The organism is Lampropedia cohaerens (assembly GCF_001005215.1).
In the GTDB taxonomy this organism is placed as follows: domain Bacteria; phylum Pseudomonadota; class Gammaproteobacteria; order Burkholderiales; family Burkholderiaceae_C; genus Lampropedia; species Lampropedia cohaerens.
This window is the reverse complement of the sequence record NZ_LBNQ01000019.1, coordinates 25275-44086: the sequence shown is the minus strand read 5'-3', so window position 1 is coordinate 44086 and position 18812 is coordinate 25275. Positions and strand designations below refer to the sequence as shown.

At 65.7% G+C, this 18812-nt stretch carries 17 protein-coding genes; 11 read left to right on the top strand and 6 right to left on the bottom strand.

The genetic code is table 11. The features are described 5' to 3' along the window. The first annotated feature begins 165 nt into the window (after positions 1–165). A complete protein-coding gene (locus AAV94_RS04715) occupies positions 166–2403 on the top strand; it encodes a RelA/SpoT family protein (protein ID WP_084824743.1) in 2238 nt (745 codons plus the stop codon). Positions 2404–2686: 283 nt separating this feature from the next. Here AAV94_RS04715 and AAV94_RS04710 read toward each other — a convergent pair whose 3' ends face one another. Further along, the gene (locus AAV94_RS04710; RefSeq protein WP_046741184.1) at positions 2687–3496 is read right to left on the bottom strand and encodes a DeoR/GlpR family DNA-binding transcription regulator; all 810 of its coding nucleotides are present in this window, start codon (positions 3494–3496) and stop codon (positions 2687–2689) included. A gap of 156 nt (positions 3497–3652) precedes the next feature. On the opposite strand from AAV94_RS04710, the gene AAV94_RS04705 reads away from it, so the two are divergent. The 6 genes from AAV94_RS04705 to AAV94_RS04680 are packed head-to-tail and all read left to right on the top strand — an operon-like array spanning position 3653 to position 9253. After that, positions 3653–4321: an HAD family hydrolase gene (locus AAV94_RS04705; RefSeq protein ID WP_052754914.1), complete on the top strand. Its 669-nt coding sequence runs from the start codon at positions 3653–3655 to the stop codon at positions 4319–4321. After that, positions 4314–5447, top strand: a complete 1134-nt coding sequence (locus AAV94_RS04700; RefSeq protein WP_046741182.1) for an ABC transporter ATP-binding protein — start codon at positions 4314–4316, stop codon at positions 5445–5447. The genes AAV94_RS04705 and AAV94_RS04700 overlap by 8 nt, the downstream gene beginning before the upstream one ends. Positions 5448–5455: 8 nt before the next feature. Next, the gene (locus AAV94_RS04695) at positions 5456–6325 is read left to right on the top strand and encodes a carbohydrate ABC transporter permease (protein ID WP_046741181.1); all 870 of its coding nucleotides are present in this window, start codon (positions 5456–5458) and stop codon (positions 6323–6325) included. Further along, the gene (locus AAV94_RS04690; protein ID WP_046741180.1) at positions 6325–7167 is read left to right on the top strand and encodes a carbohydrate ABC transporter permease; all 843 of its coding nucleotides are present in this window, start codon (positions 6325–6327) and stop codon (positions 7165–7167) included. Before AAV94_RS04695 ends, AAV94_RS04690 begins: the two co-directional genes overlap by 1 nt. Positions 7168–7181: 14 nt before the next feature. Further along, positions 7182–8441, top strand: a complete 1260-nt coding sequence (locus AAV94_RS04685) for an ABC transporter substrate-binding protein (protein ID WP_046741179.1) — start codon at positions 7182–7184, stop codon at positions 8439–8441. 11 nt (positions 8442–8452) lie between these two features. After that, positions 8453–9253: a phosphodiesterase gene (locus AAV94_RS04680; protein WP_046741178.1), complete on the top strand. Its 801-nt coding sequence runs from the start codon at positions 8453–8455 to the stop codon at positions 9251–9253. A gap of 148 nt (positions 9254–9401) precedes the next feature. Here AAV94_RS04680 and AAV94_RS04675 read toward each other — a convergent pair whose 3' ends face one another. Beyond that, positions 9402–11384: an ABC-F family ATP-binding cassette domain-containing protein gene (locus AAV94_RS04675; RefSeq protein ID WP_046741177.1), complete on the bottom strand. Its 1983-nt coding sequence runs from the start codon at positions 11382–11384 to the stop codon at positions 9402–9404. Positions 11385–11523: 139 nt separating this feature from the next. Here AAV94_RS04675 and AAV94_RS04670 point away from each other — a divergent pair, with 139 nt between their 5' ends. Continuing rightward, on the top strand, positions 11524–12690 hold the full coding sequence (locus tag AAV94_RS04670; RefSeq protein WP_046741176.1) for an anhydro-N-acetylmuramic acid kinase: 1167 nt from the start codon (positions 11524–11526) through the stop codon (positions 12688–12690). Between the two features lie 22 nt (positions 12691–12712). Here the strand turns inward: AAV94_RS04670 and AAV94_RS04665 are convergent, their stop codons facing one another. The 3 genes from AAV94_RS04665 to AAV94_RS04655 form a co-directional block, all read right to left on the bottom strand. Beyond that, entirely contained in the window at positions 12713–13609 is an 897-nt protein-coding gene (locus AAV94_RS04665) for a spermidine synthase (protein WP_052754913.1), read from the bottom strand. Beyond that, positions 13606–14274 carry a fused MFS/spermidine synthase gene (locus tag AAV94_RS04660; protein WP_046741175.1) on the bottom strand — a complete coding sequence of 223 codons (669 nt, stop codon included), beginning with the start codon at positions 14272–14274 and terminating at the stop codon, positions 13606–13608. Before AAV94_RS04660 ends, AAV94_RS04665 begins: the two co-directional genes overlap by 4 nt. Before the next feature lie 90 nt (positions 14275–14364). Beyond that, positions 14365–16392: a heavy metal translocating P-type ATPase gene (locus tag AAV94_RS04655; protein WP_052754912.1), complete on the bottom strand. Its 2028-nt coding sequence runs from the start codon at positions 16390–16392 to the stop codon at positions 14365–14367. Between the two features lie 40 nt (positions 16393–16432). On the opposite strand from AAV94_RS04655, the gene AAV94_RS04650 reads away from it, so the two are divergent. The 3 genes from AAV94_RS04650 (at position 16433) to AAV94_RS04640 (ending at position 17997) form a co-directional block, all read left to right on the top strand. After that, positions 16433–16891 carry a MerR family transcriptional regulator gene (locus tag AAV94_RS04650; RefSeq protein WP_046741174.1) on the top strand — a complete coding sequence of 153 codons (459 nt, stop codon included), beginning with the start codon at positions 16433–16435 and terminating at the stop codon, positions 16889–16891. A 130-nt stretch (positions 16892–17021) separates the two neighbouring features. Then, on the top strand, positions 17022–17501 hold the full coding sequence (locus AAV94_RS04645; protein WP_331396776.1) for a DUF6152 family protein: 480 nt from the start codon (positions 17022–17024) through the stop codon (positions 17499–17501). Between the two features lie 28 nt (positions 17502–17529). Beyond that, complete coding sequence (locus AAV94_RS04640) at positions 17530–17997, top strand: hypothetical protein (RefSeq protein ID WP_046741173.1); 468 nt, start codon at positions 17530–17532, stop codon at positions 17995–17997. Between the two features lie 105 nt (positions 17998–18102). Here the strand turns inward: AAV94_RS04640 and AAV94_RS04635 are convergent, their stop codons facing one another. Beyond that, complete coding sequence (locus AAV94_RS04635) at positions 18103–18735, bottom strand: YbhB/YbcL family Raf kinase inhibitor-like protein (protein ID WP_046741172.1); 633 nt, start codon at positions 18733–18735, stop codon at positions 18103–18105. Positions 18736–18812 lie beyond the last annotated feature (77 nt).

Below are 18812 nucleotides of genomic sequence, written 5' to 3'. Positions count from 1 at the left end.
TGTTGCAAGTCCTAGCCGGACGGTGGTCCGTGCAGCTTGCGGGCTAGCGCCTTGCCTGGCATTTCCTGGCAGCGCCATGCAATGCCAGAAAAGATCGTCAACAGGTTCTTTGCCGACAGACCAGGACTTGCTCCCACGCGTATAGTGGCGGTAAAACGCAGAGACATGAATTCACCGATTGCCGAGAATCCCGAACTGGCGCAGGTTGCGCGCAAGCGAGTGCAGGGGCGTGAGCCCCTGCTGCTGAGCGCTGCCTCTGCCATGCTGCCGCGCGAGGCCGACGTGTTGGCACGCGCGCGCGAATTTGCCCGCCCGTTGCTGGTCGATGAGCACCTCAACAGTGGCGAGAGTATGTGGGAGCATGCCGATGCAGTGGCTGCCATCCTGGACTCCATTGGTGGCTCCGAGGCGATGCAGGCTGCTGCCTACCTGATTTACGCGTCGTTTCATCTCAGCCACCCCGAAGAGGCGATCACGCGCCGCTTCGGCAGCACCTATGCATCGCTGGCGCTGGAGACCTCCAAGCTCATGCAGGTGCAGGGCCAGGCGCGCAGTGGATCGGGAGCGCGCAAGCGCGGCGAGGCCAAGATCGAGCACACCGAGACGGTGCGCAAGATGTTGCTGGCGTTCTCGCGCGATCTGCGCGTGGTGCTGATTCGCCTGGCCTCGCGGCTGCAGACGCTGCGCTACCACGCCACCCACAAGGTGCCGGTTGACCGGTTGCTGGCTGAGGAAAGCCTGTACGTGTTTGCGCCGCTGGCCAACCGGCTGGGCATCTGGCAGCTCAAGTGGGAGCTCGAAGACCTGGCATTTCGCTTTCTCGAGCCGGATACTTATCGCGAGGTCGCCGCCAAGCTCGACGAGAAGCGCCGCGAGCGCGAGCACTACATGCAGGAGCTCTGCGATACCGTGCGCCGGGAGCTGGCCGAGCGCGGCATCGAGGCGACCGTGCAGGGGCGGCCCAAGCACATCTACAGCATTGTCAAGAAGATGCGTGGCAAGTCGCTGGCGTTCGAGCAGCTGTTCGACCTGCGGGCGCTGCGCATCATCGTGGCGGACGTGCCCCATTGCTACGAGGCGCTCAGCTGGGTGCACACCCGGTTCACGCCCATCGATAGCGAGTTTGACGACTACATCGCCAAACCCAAGCCCAACGGCTACCAGTCGCTGCATACCGTCGTGCGTGACGGCCAGGGGCGGCCTGTGGAAGTGCAGATCCGCACCCAGGAAATGCACGACCATGCCGAAAACGGCGTGGCGGCGCACTGGGCCTACAAGGAAGCCGGCACCAAGGGCTATGCGGGCGTGTCCGCCACGGGCGAGTACGATGCCAAGATCGCCGTGCTGCGCCAGCTGCTGGCATGGGAGCGCGAATTCGCCGATAGTGAGGAGGTGCGGGCGCTGGGCCTGTTCGATGACCGCATCTACGTGCTGACGCCCAACGCGTCCATCATCGAGCTGCCCAAGGGCGCAACGCCCGTCGATTTCGCCTATACCGTGCACACCAGCCTGGGCCATCGCTGCCGCGGCGCCCGGGTGGATGGCACGATGGTGGCGCTCAATACCCCGCTGCAGAACGGCCAGACGGTGGAGATCGTCGCCGCCAAGGAGGGCGGGCCCTCGCGTGATTGGCTCAATCCCGAATTGGGCTACCTGAGCAGCGCACGGGCGCGCAGCAAGGTGAGGGCGTACTTCAACGCGCTGCAGCTGCAGGAGACGATCGCCAAGGGGCGAGAAATTGTCGAGAAGGTGCTGCAGCGTGAAGGCAAGACTTCCTGGAAACTCGACGACATCGCCGCGCAGCTGGGCTTCAAGTCCGCCGAGGCCCTGTTCGAGGTCGTCGGCAAGGACGAATTTTCGCTGCGCACGCTGGAGGTGCTACTGCGCGCCGACTCGGAGGAGGCGGACAGCCACGACAACCTGGTGGTGCGCAAGCCGCGCGGCACCGGCTCGGGTGGCAAGGTGCTGGTCGTTGGCATGGACTCCCTCATGACCCACCTGGCCAAGTGCTGTATGCCCGCGCCGCCCGACGAAATCGGTGGCTTCATCACCCGGGGCAAGGGAGTGGGCATCCATCGAACCGACTGTCCCAACTTCCAGAAAATGCTCGAGACCACGCCTGAGCGGGTCATCGACGTGGCCTGGAACGAGACCAGCGGCGAAGCACGCGCCGTGTACCCGGTGGAAATCCAGGTGGAGGCAGCGGACCGACAGGGCCTGCTGCGCGACATCTCCGACGTGTTCACGCGTGAGCGCACCAATGTCATCGGCGTGCAGACACGGTCGCACAAAGCCGTTGCCAGCATGGTCTTTACCGTCGAGGTGCCCAATGCCACGCAGCTGCGCACGGTGCTCGCTGCCGTCGCCAACGTGGCCGGCGTGCGTTTTGCGCGGCGCAAGTAGGGCGCGCGTGTGCGAGCGCCAGCGTCGCCCGGTGACGGGTGCGGTATGCAGTGATTGTTGCGAGCGAGCGATTTTTACGGTCGTGCCGCGGCACGTGGAGCACCCCCTGAACCACTCGGCTGCGGCTTTTGCCCGTGACGATGGTCGCATGGCAACGCGCCTCATTGGGGCCGTGCCGACGCGCTGTCCCATGCCGTCTGCCTGACTGCCAGCGGATCCCCGTGGAGGATGTGCCACGCCTGCCCGCGGGCGCTGGTTGATTCGCGGGCGCGGCAGCGGCGTGTCAGGCGCTGGTGGCCGCCCCGTCCTGGCCACACACCACGACCTCTACCCCTTGGCTGCGGATACTTTCCAGCACGTGTGCGTCGGCGCCAGGATCGGTGATCAGCCGGTGCACCTGTGACCAGCCGCAGATGCGAAAGCTTGCATGTGCCGTGAGTTTGGTGTGATCGGCCAGCACCGTGACCAGGCATGCCGATGCGACGAAGGCGCGGTTCATGGCGGCATCCTCGTTGTCGCGCATGTAGATGCCTGATGCACAGACAGCATGCACGCCCAGAAATGCCTCGCGGATCTGGATGTCCGGGAAGCCGTCGGAGTCGGGGCGCTCAATAGTCGCCTGTTTGCGTGCGTCGAGCCGGCCGGCGAGCACATAGACATGGGCAAGATGGCTTTGCGAGAGCGCGGCAGCGACCGTCAAGCCATTGGTGATCACGTGCAGATCCTGATGGCCGCGCAACGCCTGCGCCAGCGCATGGGCAGTGGTGCCAGCGTTGATGAGGATGCTGTCGCCGTCCGAGACGAACTGGGCGGCGCACTCCGCGATCTGGGCTTTCTCCGTTGCCTGCTGCAGGTGGCGCTCGGGATAGCTGTACATCTCGTAGCGCGCGCTGCCCTCAGCCAGCACCTCGCGCGTTGCGATTGCGCCGCCATGGGTGCGCTCGAGCAGGCCGCGTTCACCCAGTTCGATCAGGTCGCGGCGGATGGTGATGGGCGACGTGCAGAAGGCTTGGGCGAGATCGCGCACCGTCACGGCGGCACCAGACTGCTGGATGCGTTCGAGGATGCGTTGGTGGCGTTCGGCTTTCAGCATGGCTGGGGCGCAAAAGAAAATGATCGAGCGAACATACCATGAATGAAGATGTTTGAAAACGATCATCATTGCAGGGAATTTTGAGGTCTATTGTTCATTTGTTTGTCATATGTGATCGTTAAAGTGCGCGGCATGGCAAGAACACGCACATATTCAATGATCGTTTTTGATCTTGATGGGACGCTGATCGATAGCTGGCCGGGGCTGTGGCTGGCCATTGAGCAGGACTTGGCCGTCCAGCAAGGCGAGCTCGACCTGGACATGCTGCGGCATGGCCTGAGCATGGGGATCGCGTCCGTATGCCAGCTGGCTGTCAGTCAGGCGGGGCTGACGGGCGATGCCGCCGCACAGGCTGGCGCCCGGATTGCACAGGGCTACGCGCGCACCGGCTGGCAGGTTGCCCATCCCTACGAAGGGGCCGGCCACATGCTGCAGGTGCTGCACGAGCACGGCTTTGCGCTGGGCCTGTGTACCAACCGCAGCCGACTAACGACCGACGCGCTGCTCGAAAGCCTGGGCTGGCAGGGTTTTTTCTCGGCCAGCGTTTGTCTGGACGAGGGCATGGCGCCCAAGCCCGCACCTGCCCCCTTGCTGGCCGTCATCGACCGCCTGGGCGGCGCGGCCTCGGCCCTGTTTGTTGGCGATTCGCACATTGATGCGGCCTGCGCGGCAGCGGCTGGCGTTGACTTCGCGGCGCACCTGAATGGCTATCACAACCACCCGAGCGAACTTGAGCCTCAGGTGTTTGGCTTCGCACGGCATACCGAGCTTGCGCAGTGGCTAGGTGTGCGACCTCCCGTCACTACGGAGACCAATCATGGCTGACATCCACCTGCAGGACATCCGCAAGGGCTATGGGGCGACCCAGGTGCTCGATGGACTGTCGCTCACCATCCGCGATGGCGAGTTCCTCACCTTGCTCGGCGCATCGGGTTGCGGCAAATCCACGCTGCTCAAGCTGCTGGCCGGGCTCGAACTGCCCGATACGGGCAGCATCCGCCGTGGCGACGATGATCTGCTGCGCCAGTCGCCGGCCGAGCGCGATTGCGCGATGGTGTTCCAGTCGTATGCGCTCTATCCGCACATGACCGTGCGTGACAATGTCTGCACACCGCTCTACATGCGCATGCTGGGCTTCTGGCAGCGCCTGCCCGGCGCGCGCTGGCTTGATCCGCGGGTACGCCGGCAACTGCGCGAGGCCCATGCGCAGGGCCTGGCCGTGGCGCGCACGCTGGGCATCGACCACCTGTGGCTGCGCCGCCCGGCCCAGCTCTCAGGGGGGCAGCGCCAGCGCGTGGCGCTGGCGCGGGCGATGGTGCGCCGCCCATCGGTATTCCTGTTCGACGAGCCGCTCTCGAACCTCGACGCCAACCTGCGCCAGGCGCTGCGCGCCGAGATTCGCCAGTTGCATGATCAACTGGGCCGAACCTTCGTCTATGTCACGCACGATCAGCACGAGGCGATGTCGATGTCGGACCGCGTGGCGGTCATGAAGCAAGGCCGCATTCTGCAGCTTGGCACACCCACCGAGATCTACGAGGCGCCGGCGCATCGCGACGTGGCGGCATTCGTGGGTTCGCCGCGCATGAACTTCCTGACACTGGCGGCTGGCCAGGCCGGCCCAGCGCTGCAGGACCAACCGGTTGGCCACATCGTGCCGCGCGAGGCCGCCCAGCTGGGTTTTCGACCCCACGCCGCACGTCTTGCGCCCGAGCCCGGCGCATTGCGTGTGGCCGGGCGCGTCGTTCAGGCCGAGTTCACCGGCGCCGAGCGCATGGTCACGCTGCAACCCGAGGGCGGCGAACCGGTCGTGCTGGTCTTGCCCGCGCACGGCGCGCCAGCGCGCGGTGAGGACCTCGTCGTGTACGTGCCCGCGCATGCCTGCCACGGTTTCGATGCGCGCGGCTGGCGTGTGCCGGCGGTGCCGGCGGCCCAGCCGCGCGCGGCCTAGGAGCCATCATGCGTATCAAGCCCCTGGAGGTCGCACTGCTGCTTGGCCCGAGCATGGTGCTCACGCTGGTTCTGCTCGTGTTGCCGCTGGCAATGGTGGTGCTGATCTCGTTTACCGATTGGCAGTTCGGCGCGAGCACCTGGAACTGGATCGGCCTGGAGAACTACGCTGGCCTATGGCATGACGAGGTGTTCCGCCAATCGTTCGTCAATACCGTTGAGTACCTGCTGCTGGTGTCGCTCGCTTCGATCGCGATCGGCCTGGGCGCGGCGCTGCTCATCGAGTCGCACACGTCGCTGCGCGCCTTTTACCGCACGGCGTTCTTTCTTCCGGTGGCGTCCACGCTGATCGCCATGGCCGTGGTCTGGCAGTTCCTGCTGCACCCGAGCGCGGGGTTGTTCAATCAATTGCTCACGGCGTTGGGGTTCGAGCCCGTCAACTGGTTGCGCGACTACGACACCGCGCTGATCTCGCTCGCGGTGATCGGCATCTGGCAGATGTCGGGGCTGGCGATGGTGATGTTCCTCGCAGGCCTGAAGAACATTCCCGCCGAACTGCGCCACGCCAGCCTGCTCGACGGCATGCGCCATCCGCTGGACCGCCTGCTGCGCGTGACGCTGCCGATGCTTGCGCCCACCATGCTGTTCGTGGTGACGGTGTGTGCCATACGCGCGCTGCAGGTCTTTGACACCGTCCACGTGCTCACGCAGGGTGGGCCCAACTACGCCACCGAGGTATTGCTGCACACCATCTACACCGAAGGGTTTGGTTTTTTCCGAATGGGATACGCGGCAGCGCTGACGGTGGTGTTCGTGGCCTGCATCTTCGTGCTGACGCTGCTGCAACAGTCGGGCGCAAGCCGCGCCAAGGAGCTTTGATGACCTCGCCCCTGCAACCGTCGCTTGCCTGGCGCATCTTCCGGCACGTTGTGCTCATGAGCGGTGCCGTGGTGTTCCTGCTGCCTTTCGTGTGGATGGTGTCGACCTCGCTCAAGCCCGCCGACGAGATCTTCACCGAGGGCCTGCGGCTGCTGCCGGAGCGGTGGGCCGCCATTGAGAACTACCGCCGGGCGCTGACCGACGTGCCACTTTTGCGTTATCTGTGGAACGGCGTGCTCGTATGCGCTGCCATCCTGGTGCTGCAGATCGTGGTGGCGCTGCCCGCGGCGTATTGCTTTGCCAAGCTGAAGTTTGCCGGCAAGCGCCTGTCCTGGACGCTGGTGATGCTCTCGTTGATGATTCCTTTCCAGGCCACGGCAATTCCGCTCTACATCATGCTGTACCACGCGGGTCTGCTCGATACCCTTGCCGCGCTGGTCATCCCCTTCATTGCCTCGGCCTTCGGCATTTTTCTGCTGCGCCAGTTCATCGCGGGCGTGCCTGACGACCTCATTCATGCCGCGCGCCTGGATGGCATGCGCGAATTCGAGCTGGTCTGGCGCGTCATCATGCCGGCGGCCAAGCCCGCATTGATCGCGTTCTCCATCTTCTCCGTGGTCTGGCACTGGAACGACTACTTCTGGCCGCTGCTGGTGATCAACACCATGGATCTGGCTACCCCGCCGCTGGGCACGATGTTCTTCAAGAACGAAGAGGCCGGTACCGACTTTGGCCCGCTCATGGCCGGCACGGTCATCATCACGCTGCCCCTGCTGGTGTTTTTTCTCATCGCGCAAAAGCGCTTTATCGAAGGCGTCACCCTCTCGGGTGTCAAAGGTTGAAAGGAAATATCTTCATGCATCGTCTCGTCCTTCGCGGCCTGGCCGCCAGTCTCGCGCTGATCGGCGGCAGCCTGCAGGCCGCCCAGATCGAACTCGTCGTCGACTACCCGTATCCGGATCTGTTCAATCCCGTGCACGAGGAGATTGCGCGCAAGTTCACGGAGAAGTTTCCCGATTACACGGTCAAGTTCCGTGCGCCCACCAATGAATATGAGGCGGCTGCCCAGCAGGCGCTGCGCCATGCGGTCACCGGCCAGCTCGCCGACGTCTCCTACCAGGGGCTCAATCGCCAGCGGCTGTTCGTTGATCGCGGCATCGCTGTCGATCTGGCGCCCTTCATCGCCGCCGAGAAAGATTGGGACAAGCAAGGCTACAGCGAATCGCTGATGTCGCTTGGCCAGGTCAACGGCAAACAGGTGGGCATCGGCTTTTCGCTGTCCACCCCCATCGTCTACTACAACCTGGACTTGATCGAGAAGGCGGGTGGCAACGCCGAGGCGCTGCCCACGACCTGGGACGACATCATTGCGCTGGCCGAGCGCTCGCGCCAGGCTAACCCCGGCACCAACGGGCTGCATTACGACTGGGAGATCACCGGCAACTGGCTGTGGCAGGCCATGGTGTTCTCCAAGGGTGGTGCGATGCTCGATGCCGAGGAGCGCAAGGTTGCCTTTGATGGCGCCGAAGGCCGCGAGTCGATCCAGCAGATGGGCCGCATGGTCGAGAACGGCACCATGCAGAACCTAAGCTACAGCGATGCCGCCCAGTTGTTCGTGAGCGGCAAGCTTGCGGTGCTCTCGACCTCGACCTCGCGCCTGGCCGCCATCCAGAAGCAGATCGGCGATCGCTTCCGCCTGGGCACGGGGCTCTTCCCCATCTACGCCGAGGACGGCCGCGTGCCCGCCGGCGGCAACGTGGCCATGATGTTCGCCAAAGACCCGGAGCGCCAGAAGGCAGCCTGGGAGTACATCAAGTTCGCCACCGGCCCCGAGGGCGCCACCATCATGACCAAGGCGACCGGGTACTTCCCGGCCAACACCTTGCCGATCGACGATCCGCAAGGGCTCAAGGGCTTCTACGAGGCCAACCCCAACCAGTACACCGCCGTGCGACAGATCCCGTGGTTGACCGGCTGGTATGCGTTTCCCGGCGAGAACGGCCTGAAGATCACCGACGTCATCCACAATCACCTGCAGACTGTCTTCGACAAGTCGGTGCAGCCGCAGCAGGCGCTCGAGGCCATGACCCGCGACGTCCAGGCATTGCTCAAGTAAGCGAGAATCCAATGAAGTTCATTCATCTGACCGACACGCATCTGGTCGAACACGGCGGCGACTTGTTCGGTACAAATCCACGCACGCGGCTCGAACAGGCCGTCGCGCACATCTGCGAGCATCACGCCGATGCCGAGGCGCTCGTCATCACGGGTGACCTGACCCACCTCGGCCAGCCGGGCGCCTACGCGGCCCTGCGCGAGTGCCTCGAGCCGCTGCCCATGCCGGTCCATACCATCCTGGGCAACCACGACGGGCGCGAGAACTATCGGCGCTTTTTTCCCGAGGCACCGCGCATGCCCGAGGGCTTCGTGCAGTATGCCAGGCCTTTGGGCGAGTACCTCGCGCTGTTTCTGGACACCCAGGATCCGGGCGAGCATTGGGGCGCCTTCTGCGAGACGCGCGCGTGCTGGCTGCGCGAGCAGTTGCAGGCGGCCGATCGCCCGGTGGTGCTCTTCATGCACCACCCGTTCTTTCCGGTGGGCATCGCGAGCATGGATGCGCTGGCGCTGCGTGAGCCGCGGCACTTTCTGGCCGCCATCGCCGGCCATGAGGCGCGCATCCGCCACATCTTCATGGGCCACATCCATCGGCCCATCTTCGGCTCGGTGCGCGGCATGCCGTTTTCCATCCTGCGCGGCACCAATCACCAGGTCGCCCTGGTGCTGGGAGATGATGGCAGCAACGACATTCTGGGCAGTCATGAACCGCCACAGTACGGCGTGGTGCTGCTCGATGCCGAGCAGGTGGTCGTGCATGCCGAGGACTATCTGGACCGCAGCGACCGGTTCTACCTGCACGCGTACGGGTAGTCGTGCGCAGGCGTCGGGCGGCATCCGTGCTGCTGGCATGTGTCGCTGCTGCCGGCAGAAGGCGCAGGGCTGCTCGAGACCGTGCGCTGGCGCGCGGCCCGCCTTCCGATGGACAGGGCGCAGCCTGGCGACTGTGCCGCGATCCTGATCAGGCCACCGACTGCTCCAGCGCCTGCAACTGCTCGGACAGTGCCAGCCACTGCTCTTCGGCGGCGTCGATGGATTCCTGCAGCTGCTTGATCTTTTTGCCGCCACTGGCCCATTGCTCGGGCGTACTGTCTGCGCCAAGCGCCGCTTCCACGGCAGCCTTCTCTTTCTGCCAGCGCGCCAGGTTCTGTTCGAGCGCCTTGATCTGCTTTTTCAGCGGCTGTGTGCGTGCCGCCAGTGCCTGGCGCTTCTCGGCTTCGAGGCGGCGCTGCTCCCGGTTGCTGGGTGCAGCGGGCGCCGGCGCCTGGGCGGCCGGGGCCACGGCGCTGCTGCGGGCCTTGTCGGCCTGGGCAGTGCGGCTGCGCAGTTCACGCTGCTGCTGCAGTACGTGCTGCTGGTAGTCTTCCAGGTCGCCGTCGAAGTCGGTCACCTTGCCGCCGCTGACGAGCCAGAACTGGTCGCACACGGCGCGCAGCAGGGCACGGTCATGGCTGACCAGCATCAGCGTGCCCTCGAAGCTGTTGAGTGCCATGCCCAGCGCCTCGCGGGTGGCCAGATCCAAGTGGTTGGTCGGCTCGTCCAGCAGTAGCAGCCCCGGGCGCTGCCAGACCAGCATGGCCAGCACTAGGCGGGCCTTTTCGCCGCCACTCATGGTGCCAACGGGCTGCGCCACCATGTCACCGCTGAAGTTGAAGCTGCCCAGGAAGTTGCGCAGATCCTGCTCGCGCGCGGGGTTGGGCGGATTGGCGCCATAGCTGCGCGCCAGTCGCACGAAGTGCTCCAGCGGGTTGCTGCCCTCGTGCAGCACGTCCAGCTCCTGCTGGGCGAAGTAGCCGATGGCCAACCCCTTGCCCAACGTGATCTCGCCGGAGATCAGCGGCAAATCGCCGACGATGGACTTGATCAGCGTGGACTTGCCCTGGCCGTTGGCGCCGAGGATGCCGATGCGCTCACCCGCGCGCACCGAGAGGTTGACGTCCTGCAGGATGGTCGTGGCAGCGCTGCCGTCCTGGCCCGGATAGCCCATGCGGGCATTCTTGACGGCCAGCATCGGGTTGGGCAGTACCAGCGGTTCCTTGAAGGAGAAGCTGAAGTCGGCCTCGGCCAGCACCGGGGCGATGCGTTCCATGCGCTCAAGGGCCTTGACGCGGCTTTGCGCCTGCCGCGCCTTGGTGGCCTTGGCTTTGAAGCGGTCAATGAAACTTTGCAGATGCGCAATCTTGTCCTGCTGTCTGGCAAATGCCGCCTGTTGCTGCTCGAGCTTGAGGGCGCGCTGCTCTTCGAAGAAGCTGTAGTTGCCGCCGTAGCGGGTGATGGTCTGGTGCTCCAGATGCAACGTGACCTGCGTGGTGGCGTCGAGAAACTCCCGGTCGTGGCTGATGACCAGCAGTGTGCCGGGGTAGCGCGTCAGCCAGCTTTCCAGCCAGATCAGCGCATCCAGGTCCAGGTGGTTGGTAGGCTCATCCAGCAGCAGCAGATCGCTGGGCGCCATCAGCGCACGCGCCAGCTGCAGCCGCATGCGCCAGCCACCGGAGAAGCTGTTGACGGGGCGATCCAGCTGCTCGGGCTGAAAGCCCAGACCGAGAATCAGGGCCTGCGCGCGTGCCCGGGCGTCGTAGGCGCCTGCATCGGCCAGCTCGGCATGGAGGCGCCCCATGGCAATGCCGTCGCCATCGGCTTCGGCCTGCGCCAGCTGGTGCTGCAGCTGCAGCAGGTGGCTGTCACCCGCGAGCACGAACTCGGTTGCACTGTCGTCGCTATCGGGCATGTTCTGCGCCACTTGTGCCAGGCGCCAGTGTGCGGGCATGCTGAATTCGCCGGCATCCTCGTGCAGCGTGCCGTTCATGAGCGCAAACAGGGTGGATTTGCCGGCGCCGTTGCGGCCCACCAGCGCGGCATGCTCGCCGGGCTGCAGCGTGAAGCTGGCCTTGTCGAGCAGGACTTTGGTGCCGCGTCGCAGCACCACTTGGTTCAGAGTGATCATGGGCACGATTATCGCGGCACGGCAGCCGCCGCCGCTGGGCCACAACACAGCGCGCCGCGCTTTCGTTGGGAGGTGCGGCGCATGAAAAGGCTTTGAACAGGTTCTAAGATGGCGCCTTGTATTGCTGAGGCTCTCTTTCATGCGCAATTTTGTCCACTACACGGCCGGTCAGGCACAGTTGGAGACAGGCTGGTATGTCGGGTTGATGTCCGGTACCTCGCTTGACGGCGTGGACGCGGTGCTGGCGCGTTTTGCCTCTGGCGGGGCGGCGCAGCAGGTGGCTACCGGCGCGCATGTGCACCTGCCTTTCGCGCCGGCGCTGGTGGAAACGTTTCGTCGCCTGAATGCCCCGGGGCCGGATGAGCTGCATCAGGCGGCGCTGGCGGAAGTTGCGCTGGCGCAGGTCTATGCCGAGGCCACGCAAATGTTGCTGGCGCGGGCGCGGCTGCCAGCCAGCGAGGTGGTGGCCATCGGCGCGCACGGGCAGACCGTGCGCCACCAGCCGCAGGGTGCGCAGGCCCAGCGCTACACCATCCAGCTCAACAACCCGGCCTGGTTGGCCGAACAGACGGGCATTGCCGTGGTGGCGGACTTTCGCCGCCGCGACATGGCTGCTGGCGGGCAGGGCGCGCCGCTGGCTTCGGGCTTTCACCGGGCGGTGTTTTCCCGCGCGGGGGAGGGCGTGGCGATCCTCAATCTGGGGGGGATTGCCAATTTCAGCCTGATGGCTGCCGATGGTGCCGTGCTGGGCTTCGACTGTGGACCTGCCAACACTCTGATGGATGGCTGGTGCAGGCGCCATACCGGCCAGCCCTATGATGCGGATGGCCGGTGGGCTGCGCAGGGCCGAGTGCTGCCGCAGCTACTGGCAGCGTTGTTGCGCGATCCGTTTTTTGCGCAACCTGCACCCAAGAGCACGGGGCTGGATCGGTTCAACCTGGATTGGCTGCAGCAGCATCTGCAGGCGTTTCCTGCCGCCGAACCTGTGGATATGCAGGCGACGCTGGCGGAGCTGACTGCCGTCAGCTGTGCGCAGGCATTTTCGCGCTACGCGCGGGGCCAGCGTGTGATCGGAGTTTGCGGCGGCGGCGCCTATAACCACTACCTGCTGGAGCGTCTGCGTGTCCATGTGGGGCCGCAGGTGAGCGTGGTGACCACCGCCGAATGGGGCGTGCCGCCCGAGCAGGTCGAAGCCTGTGCCTTTGCGTGGTTGGCACGCCAGTGCGTGCTGGGGCTGCCGGGCAACTTGCCGGCCGTGACGCAGGCCAGGGGGCCCCGCGTGCTGGGCGCCATCTATCCTGCCTGATCGGGGCGTGGAACGCCTGCGGTCAGTCGTGTCGATCGCGCAGGAGGTTCGTTGGCGACCACTGGTCCGTCAGCGGCCTTGCTGGGCTAGGAGTCACGACGGCGAGCTGCGGCCATGGTCCTGTGACCTGGTCGAGCAGGCGATCCTCCACTCTGGCTTGCATGGGCACGTGTGCGGCGTAGAGGATGTCGTTGTCATAGCGACGGCTGCGCAGCAGGTGCGGAAACACCGCTTGCCAGGTGGCTTCCTCATGCGCCCGCAATCTGCCCCGTGAGAAGGTGTTGGCGGCGACGATGCCATCCCGTGTCAGCAGCCGGCTGACTTGCTGCAGAAATTCCACGGTCAGCAGATGCTCGGGTACGTATTCGTTGTCGAAAGCGTCGAGCATGATGAGGTCATAGCGCTGGTCGCGGTTGAGCGCCTGCCGCACGAAAACGCGCGCGTCCACCGTGGCGATGTGCAGCCGGTCGCTGGACTGCAGCCCGAACCAGTCCCTGGCGGTTTGCACGACGACGGGGTCGATTTCGACCACATCCAGCCGCGCCTGCGGAAAGTGCTGCAGCACTGCCTTGGGGATGGAGCCGCCACCCAGGCCGACCAGCAGCATGTTCTGCGGCGCCCGGTCCAGAAACCGCAGCCCGGCAACCAGCCCACGGGTGTATTCAAGGACCAGTACCTGCGGCTGCGCCTTGTGCATGCAGCTCTGGAAGTAGTTGCGCCGGTCAAAGCTCATGCAGCGAAAGTGTTTGCCTTGCGTCACCATCACGTCCACATGCTGGCCATGTGCAGTATGCAGCAGTGTGTCCACGCGCTCGCGCGCAAGCTGCGCTTCCAGTGTGGCGGGCTGGGCCGCGCCGCCTGTCGCCGTCAGCGCCAGCATGCCAGGCACGATGATGCAGGTTGGCAGCCAGCGCGTCATGGTCGAGAAGCGGCGGGCGCCGCGCTCTGTTGTGCGCCGCGCTGTCGCAGCGTGAAGGCAACGGCGCCCGCCACGGCGCTTGCGGCCGTGATGGCGGTCAGCCCCATCAGGATGGTGTCGATCTCCAGCCAGAGTACCAGGTAGTAGGACGGCACGATCGTGCCGGCTGCCGAGCCGAGCGTGGTCGCGGCACTGAGCTGGCCAACGCGCAGGCCGGCTTCGGCGACCGTGGTCACCAGCAGATGCGTGGCGTAGGGCGTGATCGTGCCTGCGAGAAAGCCGATGCTGCCCAGCAGCGTCATCGCCGCCAGCAGGCTGCCGTAGCGCGGATCCGGAACCTGGTCGGCGATGGCCTCCAGCATCGGCTGCGCAATCGTAAAGAGCGGCAGCATGGCCAGTGCCAGCGTGAAAACAAGGCCGTACAGCAGCGTGGTGCCGCGCGCCGGCTTTGCGGTAAGCCTGCCGCCAAACAGGTAGCCGGCGGCCATGGCAACCAGTAGCACGGTGATGATGCTGCCCCACACGGCAATGCCGGTGCCGAAGTAGGAGGCGACGATGCGGGCGAACAGCACCTCGACGGCCATGGTGGCAAAGGAGGCCCAGGCAGCAATGAGGTACAGGTAGCGCTGCTCGCAGCGCGAGTGAGGCAGACGTGCGATGGGCATGGATGGGTGCGAGGACGGAAGGTCTTGTTTATAAAGCAGACGCTGTGGGCGCGGGCCGGGGCTGCGGCGCCGCGATGGCCAGCGCCGCGCCTACCGCATTCCGCGCCAGCGCAGCAGACGCATGCCGTTGGCCACCACCAGCAGGCTGGCCCCCACATCGGCAAACACGGCCATCCACATGGTGGCCTGTCCGGTCAGCGCCAGCGCGAAGAATACGGCCTTGACGCCCAGTGCGAAGGCGATGTTCTGCATCAGCACGCGATGCGTGCGCCGTGACAGGTCAATGGTGTCGGCCACGCGGCTGACGTCGTCGTTCATGATGACCACATCGGCGGCTTCCAGCGCCACATCGGTGCCCGCGCCTCCCATGGCAAAGCCGATGTCGGCCTGGGCCAGTGCCGGTGCGTCGTTGATGCCATCGCCGACCATGCCGACCAGTCCCGGCTGCTGGCGCAGCGCGGTGATGGCCTGCAGCTTGTCCTGCGGTAGCAGCTCGCCGCGCGCCTGGGTGATGCCGGCCTGGGCCGCAATGGCCTCGGCGCTGGTCTGGTTGTCGCCACTGAGCATCAGCGTGCGTATGCCCATTGCCTGCAGGCGCTGCATGGCCTGGCGTGCCTGGGGCTTGAGGGTGTCGGCCACGGCGAACAGTCCCAGCACGCCGTCGGCATCGGCCAGCACGCTGACCGATTGCCCCTGCTGCTGGTGCTGCGCCAGCGCGGCGTCCAGCGCCGGGCTGCACTGGCCACGCTCTTCGATGGTGCGGTGGTTGACCAGCACGTGATCCTTGCCTTCGACGACGCCTTTGACGCCGCGGCCAGCCAGTGCCTCGAACTGCCTGACCGTGATCGCGGGGGCGTCGGCCGGGGTCCCCAGGCCGTGGGCAATGGCCTGCGAGACGGGGTGGTCGGAGCGCTCGCTCAGCGCCGCCGCCACACGGGCCGTGTGGGCGGCATCGGCGTCTGCCCATGCCTGCCATTGCACCAGCGTCGGTTTGCCGCTGGTGATGGTACCGGTCTTGTCAAAGGCGATTGTGCGCAGCTTGCGGGCATCTTCCAGGTAGCTGCCGCCCTTGATGATGATGTTGCGCCGCGCTGCCGCGGTCAGTCCGCTGACGATGGTGACCGGCACGGAGATCACCAGTGCGCATGGGCAGGCAATGACCAGCAGCACCAGCGCTTGATAAACGGATTGCAGCCATGGCCAGCCCAGCAGCGGCGGCGTCAGCAGTGCCACGCCCAGTGCCAGCACGAACACGCCGGGGGTATAGATGGCGGCAAAACGTTCGATGAAGCGCTGCGTGGGCGCGCGCGTGGCCTGCGCCTGCTCGACGGCAGCGATGATGCGGTCCAGCGTGGTGTTGCCGGCTGCCGCGGTGACCTGCATCACCAGCTCGCCCGTCGTGTTGAGGGTGCCGGCAAACAGACTGTCACCGGCCTGTTTTTCAACCGGCAGGCTTTCACCGGTGACGCTGGCCTGGTCCACCGCGCTGCTGCCTTCCAGCACGGTGCCGTCAAACGGCACACGTCCTCCGGGGCGCACCCGCACCTGCGCGCCGGGCGCCACGCTGGCAACGGGCACGCTGCGCCATGTGCCGTCGGTCTGGCGCACCTCGGCCTGCTCGGGAGCCAGCTGCATCAGTGCGGCGATGGCATTGCGGGCGCGCTCGCTGGCGGCGTGCTCGATGCGTTCGGCAATGGCGTACAGGGCCATGACCATGGCCGCTTCCGGCCACTGGTCGATCAGCGCTGCCCCAGTCACTGCCACCGCCATCAACGTATCAATGCCCAGTCGGCCGCGCAGCAGGGCGCGCACGCCACTTTGGTAGACGTTCAGGCCTGCCAGGGCAATCGCAATGACCGCCAGCGCCATGCCGCCATATTCCAGCCAGGGCTGTTGGCCACCCAGCAGGTGCGCCAGCTCCGCCGCCAGTGCCAGCAATAGCGCGGCGATCAGGCGTGGCCAGCCCGGTCCGCTGGCATGGTCACAGCCGCAACCGGCAGGCGCCGGTGTGTGGCCGTGTGTGGTATCAGTTGCTGCGGAGCTGTCGGTGCGGGTCTGCGACTGTCCGTGCGGCGCGGCTGCGCAGCATCCGTTGTGGGAATGGGAATGGCTTTGCATGCGATGATTGGAAACCCTGCAGTCACTTCAAGGTCAAGCCATGGCAGATGAAAAACCTTGCTACCGTATTGGCGATGCCGCGCGCCTCAGTGGGGTGGCGGCCTCGAACATCCGTTATTACGAGCGCGAGGGGCTGATCCATCCTGGCGTGCGTGGCGAGAATGGCTACCGCCTCTATAGCCCGCAGGATGTGCACGCGCTGCGACTGATCCGCCTGTGCCGAAGCATGGACATGTCGCTTGACGAGGTGCGTACGCTGCTGCGATTGCGGCTGGGCAATGCGCAGGACTGTCAGGTGGCTGCGCAGGCGCTCGACGCGCACCTGGGGCACGTGCGCGAGCGCCTGCATGAGTTGCAGGCGCTTGAGCGCGAGTTGCAGGCGCTGCGCGCGCTGTGCGATGGCACAGGCCAGCACTGCGGCATTATCGAGGCATTGCATCGCCGCGCCGACGCGCCGCAGTCCACCGCCGTGACGCCGCCGGTTAGCCGCCACGTGTAGTGACTGCCACGGACATCCTGTTCTGTCAGCCCCGGCGGAGTAACGTGGTGCAGGCGAGAACCCTGAGCAGGTCCTGCGCATCCATGCATTGGTATGAACCTTGCTGCAACTTTGCTGCTGCACGCAGCGCGTGCGCACCATTGAACCTTTTCCGCCACATGGGATTGCGCTGGCATCGTGCCTTTCCATACGAACCTGGAAGGAGATAGCCTTGTACTGTCGTTCTACTCGCGTTCTGCGTAAGGTCTTTGCGGTTGCGTCGGTGGCTATTGCCGCCCTGTATGCCCCGAGCGCCGCGGCGCACCATGGTTGGACCTGGGCGCAAGAGGCACAAAGCACGCTGTCAGGCACCATTGCGTCCATTTCCATGGCACCGCCCCACCCGACGATTCAGGTCCTGGCGGCCGATGGCCAAATCTGGCAGGTTGATCTGGGCAATCCCAGCCAGACCCGGCGATCGGGCTTCACGGCGGATTCGGCCAAGGTCGGCGATGCCATCGAAGTGCTTGGCAACCGCTCACGTGAGCCCGGCAAGCCGCACATGAAGGCGGTGCGCATCACCGTCGGGGGCCAGCACTACGACATGTACCCCGCCCGTTTGCCGCGCTGAGCGCGCACCGGCTCCGGGGCGCTAGACCGTGGAATCCGGGGCGTGGATCGCGCATCTGGCGGACTGGCCGGGCGCGGTGTGGCTGCAGCAGTCCGGCACGGCTTACCTGTTCGTCAATGCAACGCATATTCTTGGCATTGCCCTGCTGCTGGGCGGCATTCTGCCCCTGGACTGGCAGCTGTTGCGCGGCCGTGCCAGCGCAACGCTGGCAATGCTGGTGCGCTCGGCCGGCGGTGGCCTGACGCTGGCACTGCTGACCGGATGCTGGCTTTTCACCGTGCAGCCGGCGAGCTATCTGGTCAACGCCGCATTTCAGTTCAAGATGGGGCTGCTTGCACTGGCGTTGGTGAACGTGCTTGTGCAGCACCGCTGCGCCGGGTTGCGCCAGGCGTTGGCAACAGGCGTGGTGACTGGCACCGTGCGCCTGCGCGCTGCGCTCTCTCTGCTGCTCTGGCTCGCAGTGCTGGTGGCGGGGCGGTGGATTGGGTTTGTGTGATCACCGCGCCCCGGGGCGCCGCCGGACCCGACCCGGTTCCGGGCAGGGATGCGAAACCGCTTCATGCGTCGCGCGCCGCCAAGACCGGGCGTCCTGGCAAGGCGCTCAGGCCGGCACGTCCGGGTTGAGGCTGTACAGGCCCGTGAGGCGGGCGCGGCCGAGCACTTCGGCCTTGGCCAGTGCCGTGCGCACGTTGGTGCCCGTGAGCTCGCCGTCCACCGCCAGCGTGGGCGTTGCCAACGCGTAGAGGGTAAAGATGTAGCGGTGTGGCCGCTCATCGTTCCACGGCGGGCACGGGCCGTCGTAGCCGTAATAGGTGCCTTGCATGGCCTCATCGCCAGCAAACCAGGTGGTGTAGTCGTTGATGCCATGACGCATCCCGCCCGGTGCCTGAGGGCCGGGCTTGCCGCGCGGTGTTACGCCGTTCGAGTGGGCGCCGGCGGCGATCTCGGTGACTGTCGCTGGAATGTCCAGCAGCAGCCAGTGGTAGAAGTCCACGCGTGGCAGCGAGGCAGACACGATACGGCCTTCTTGGTTCACGTCGTCCGCCTGGCTGGGCGCATCGGGATCGTGGCAGACGAGCACGAATGATTGCGTGCCGACCGGCACCTGCGACCAGGTCAGGTGCGGGTTGCGATTGGCCGCCAGCGTCACGTGCGTTTCCGGATGGGTCACGGCAAATGCGAACTCGCCGGGAATGGGCTGGCCGTCCTGAAAGCTGTTGCTCTTGAGCAGCATGGTGAGTCTCCTGATGGCGGTTGAACAAGAAACGGAAAACGGTGCCGCCACAGAGGGGGCGGCACCACAGCCTGTCC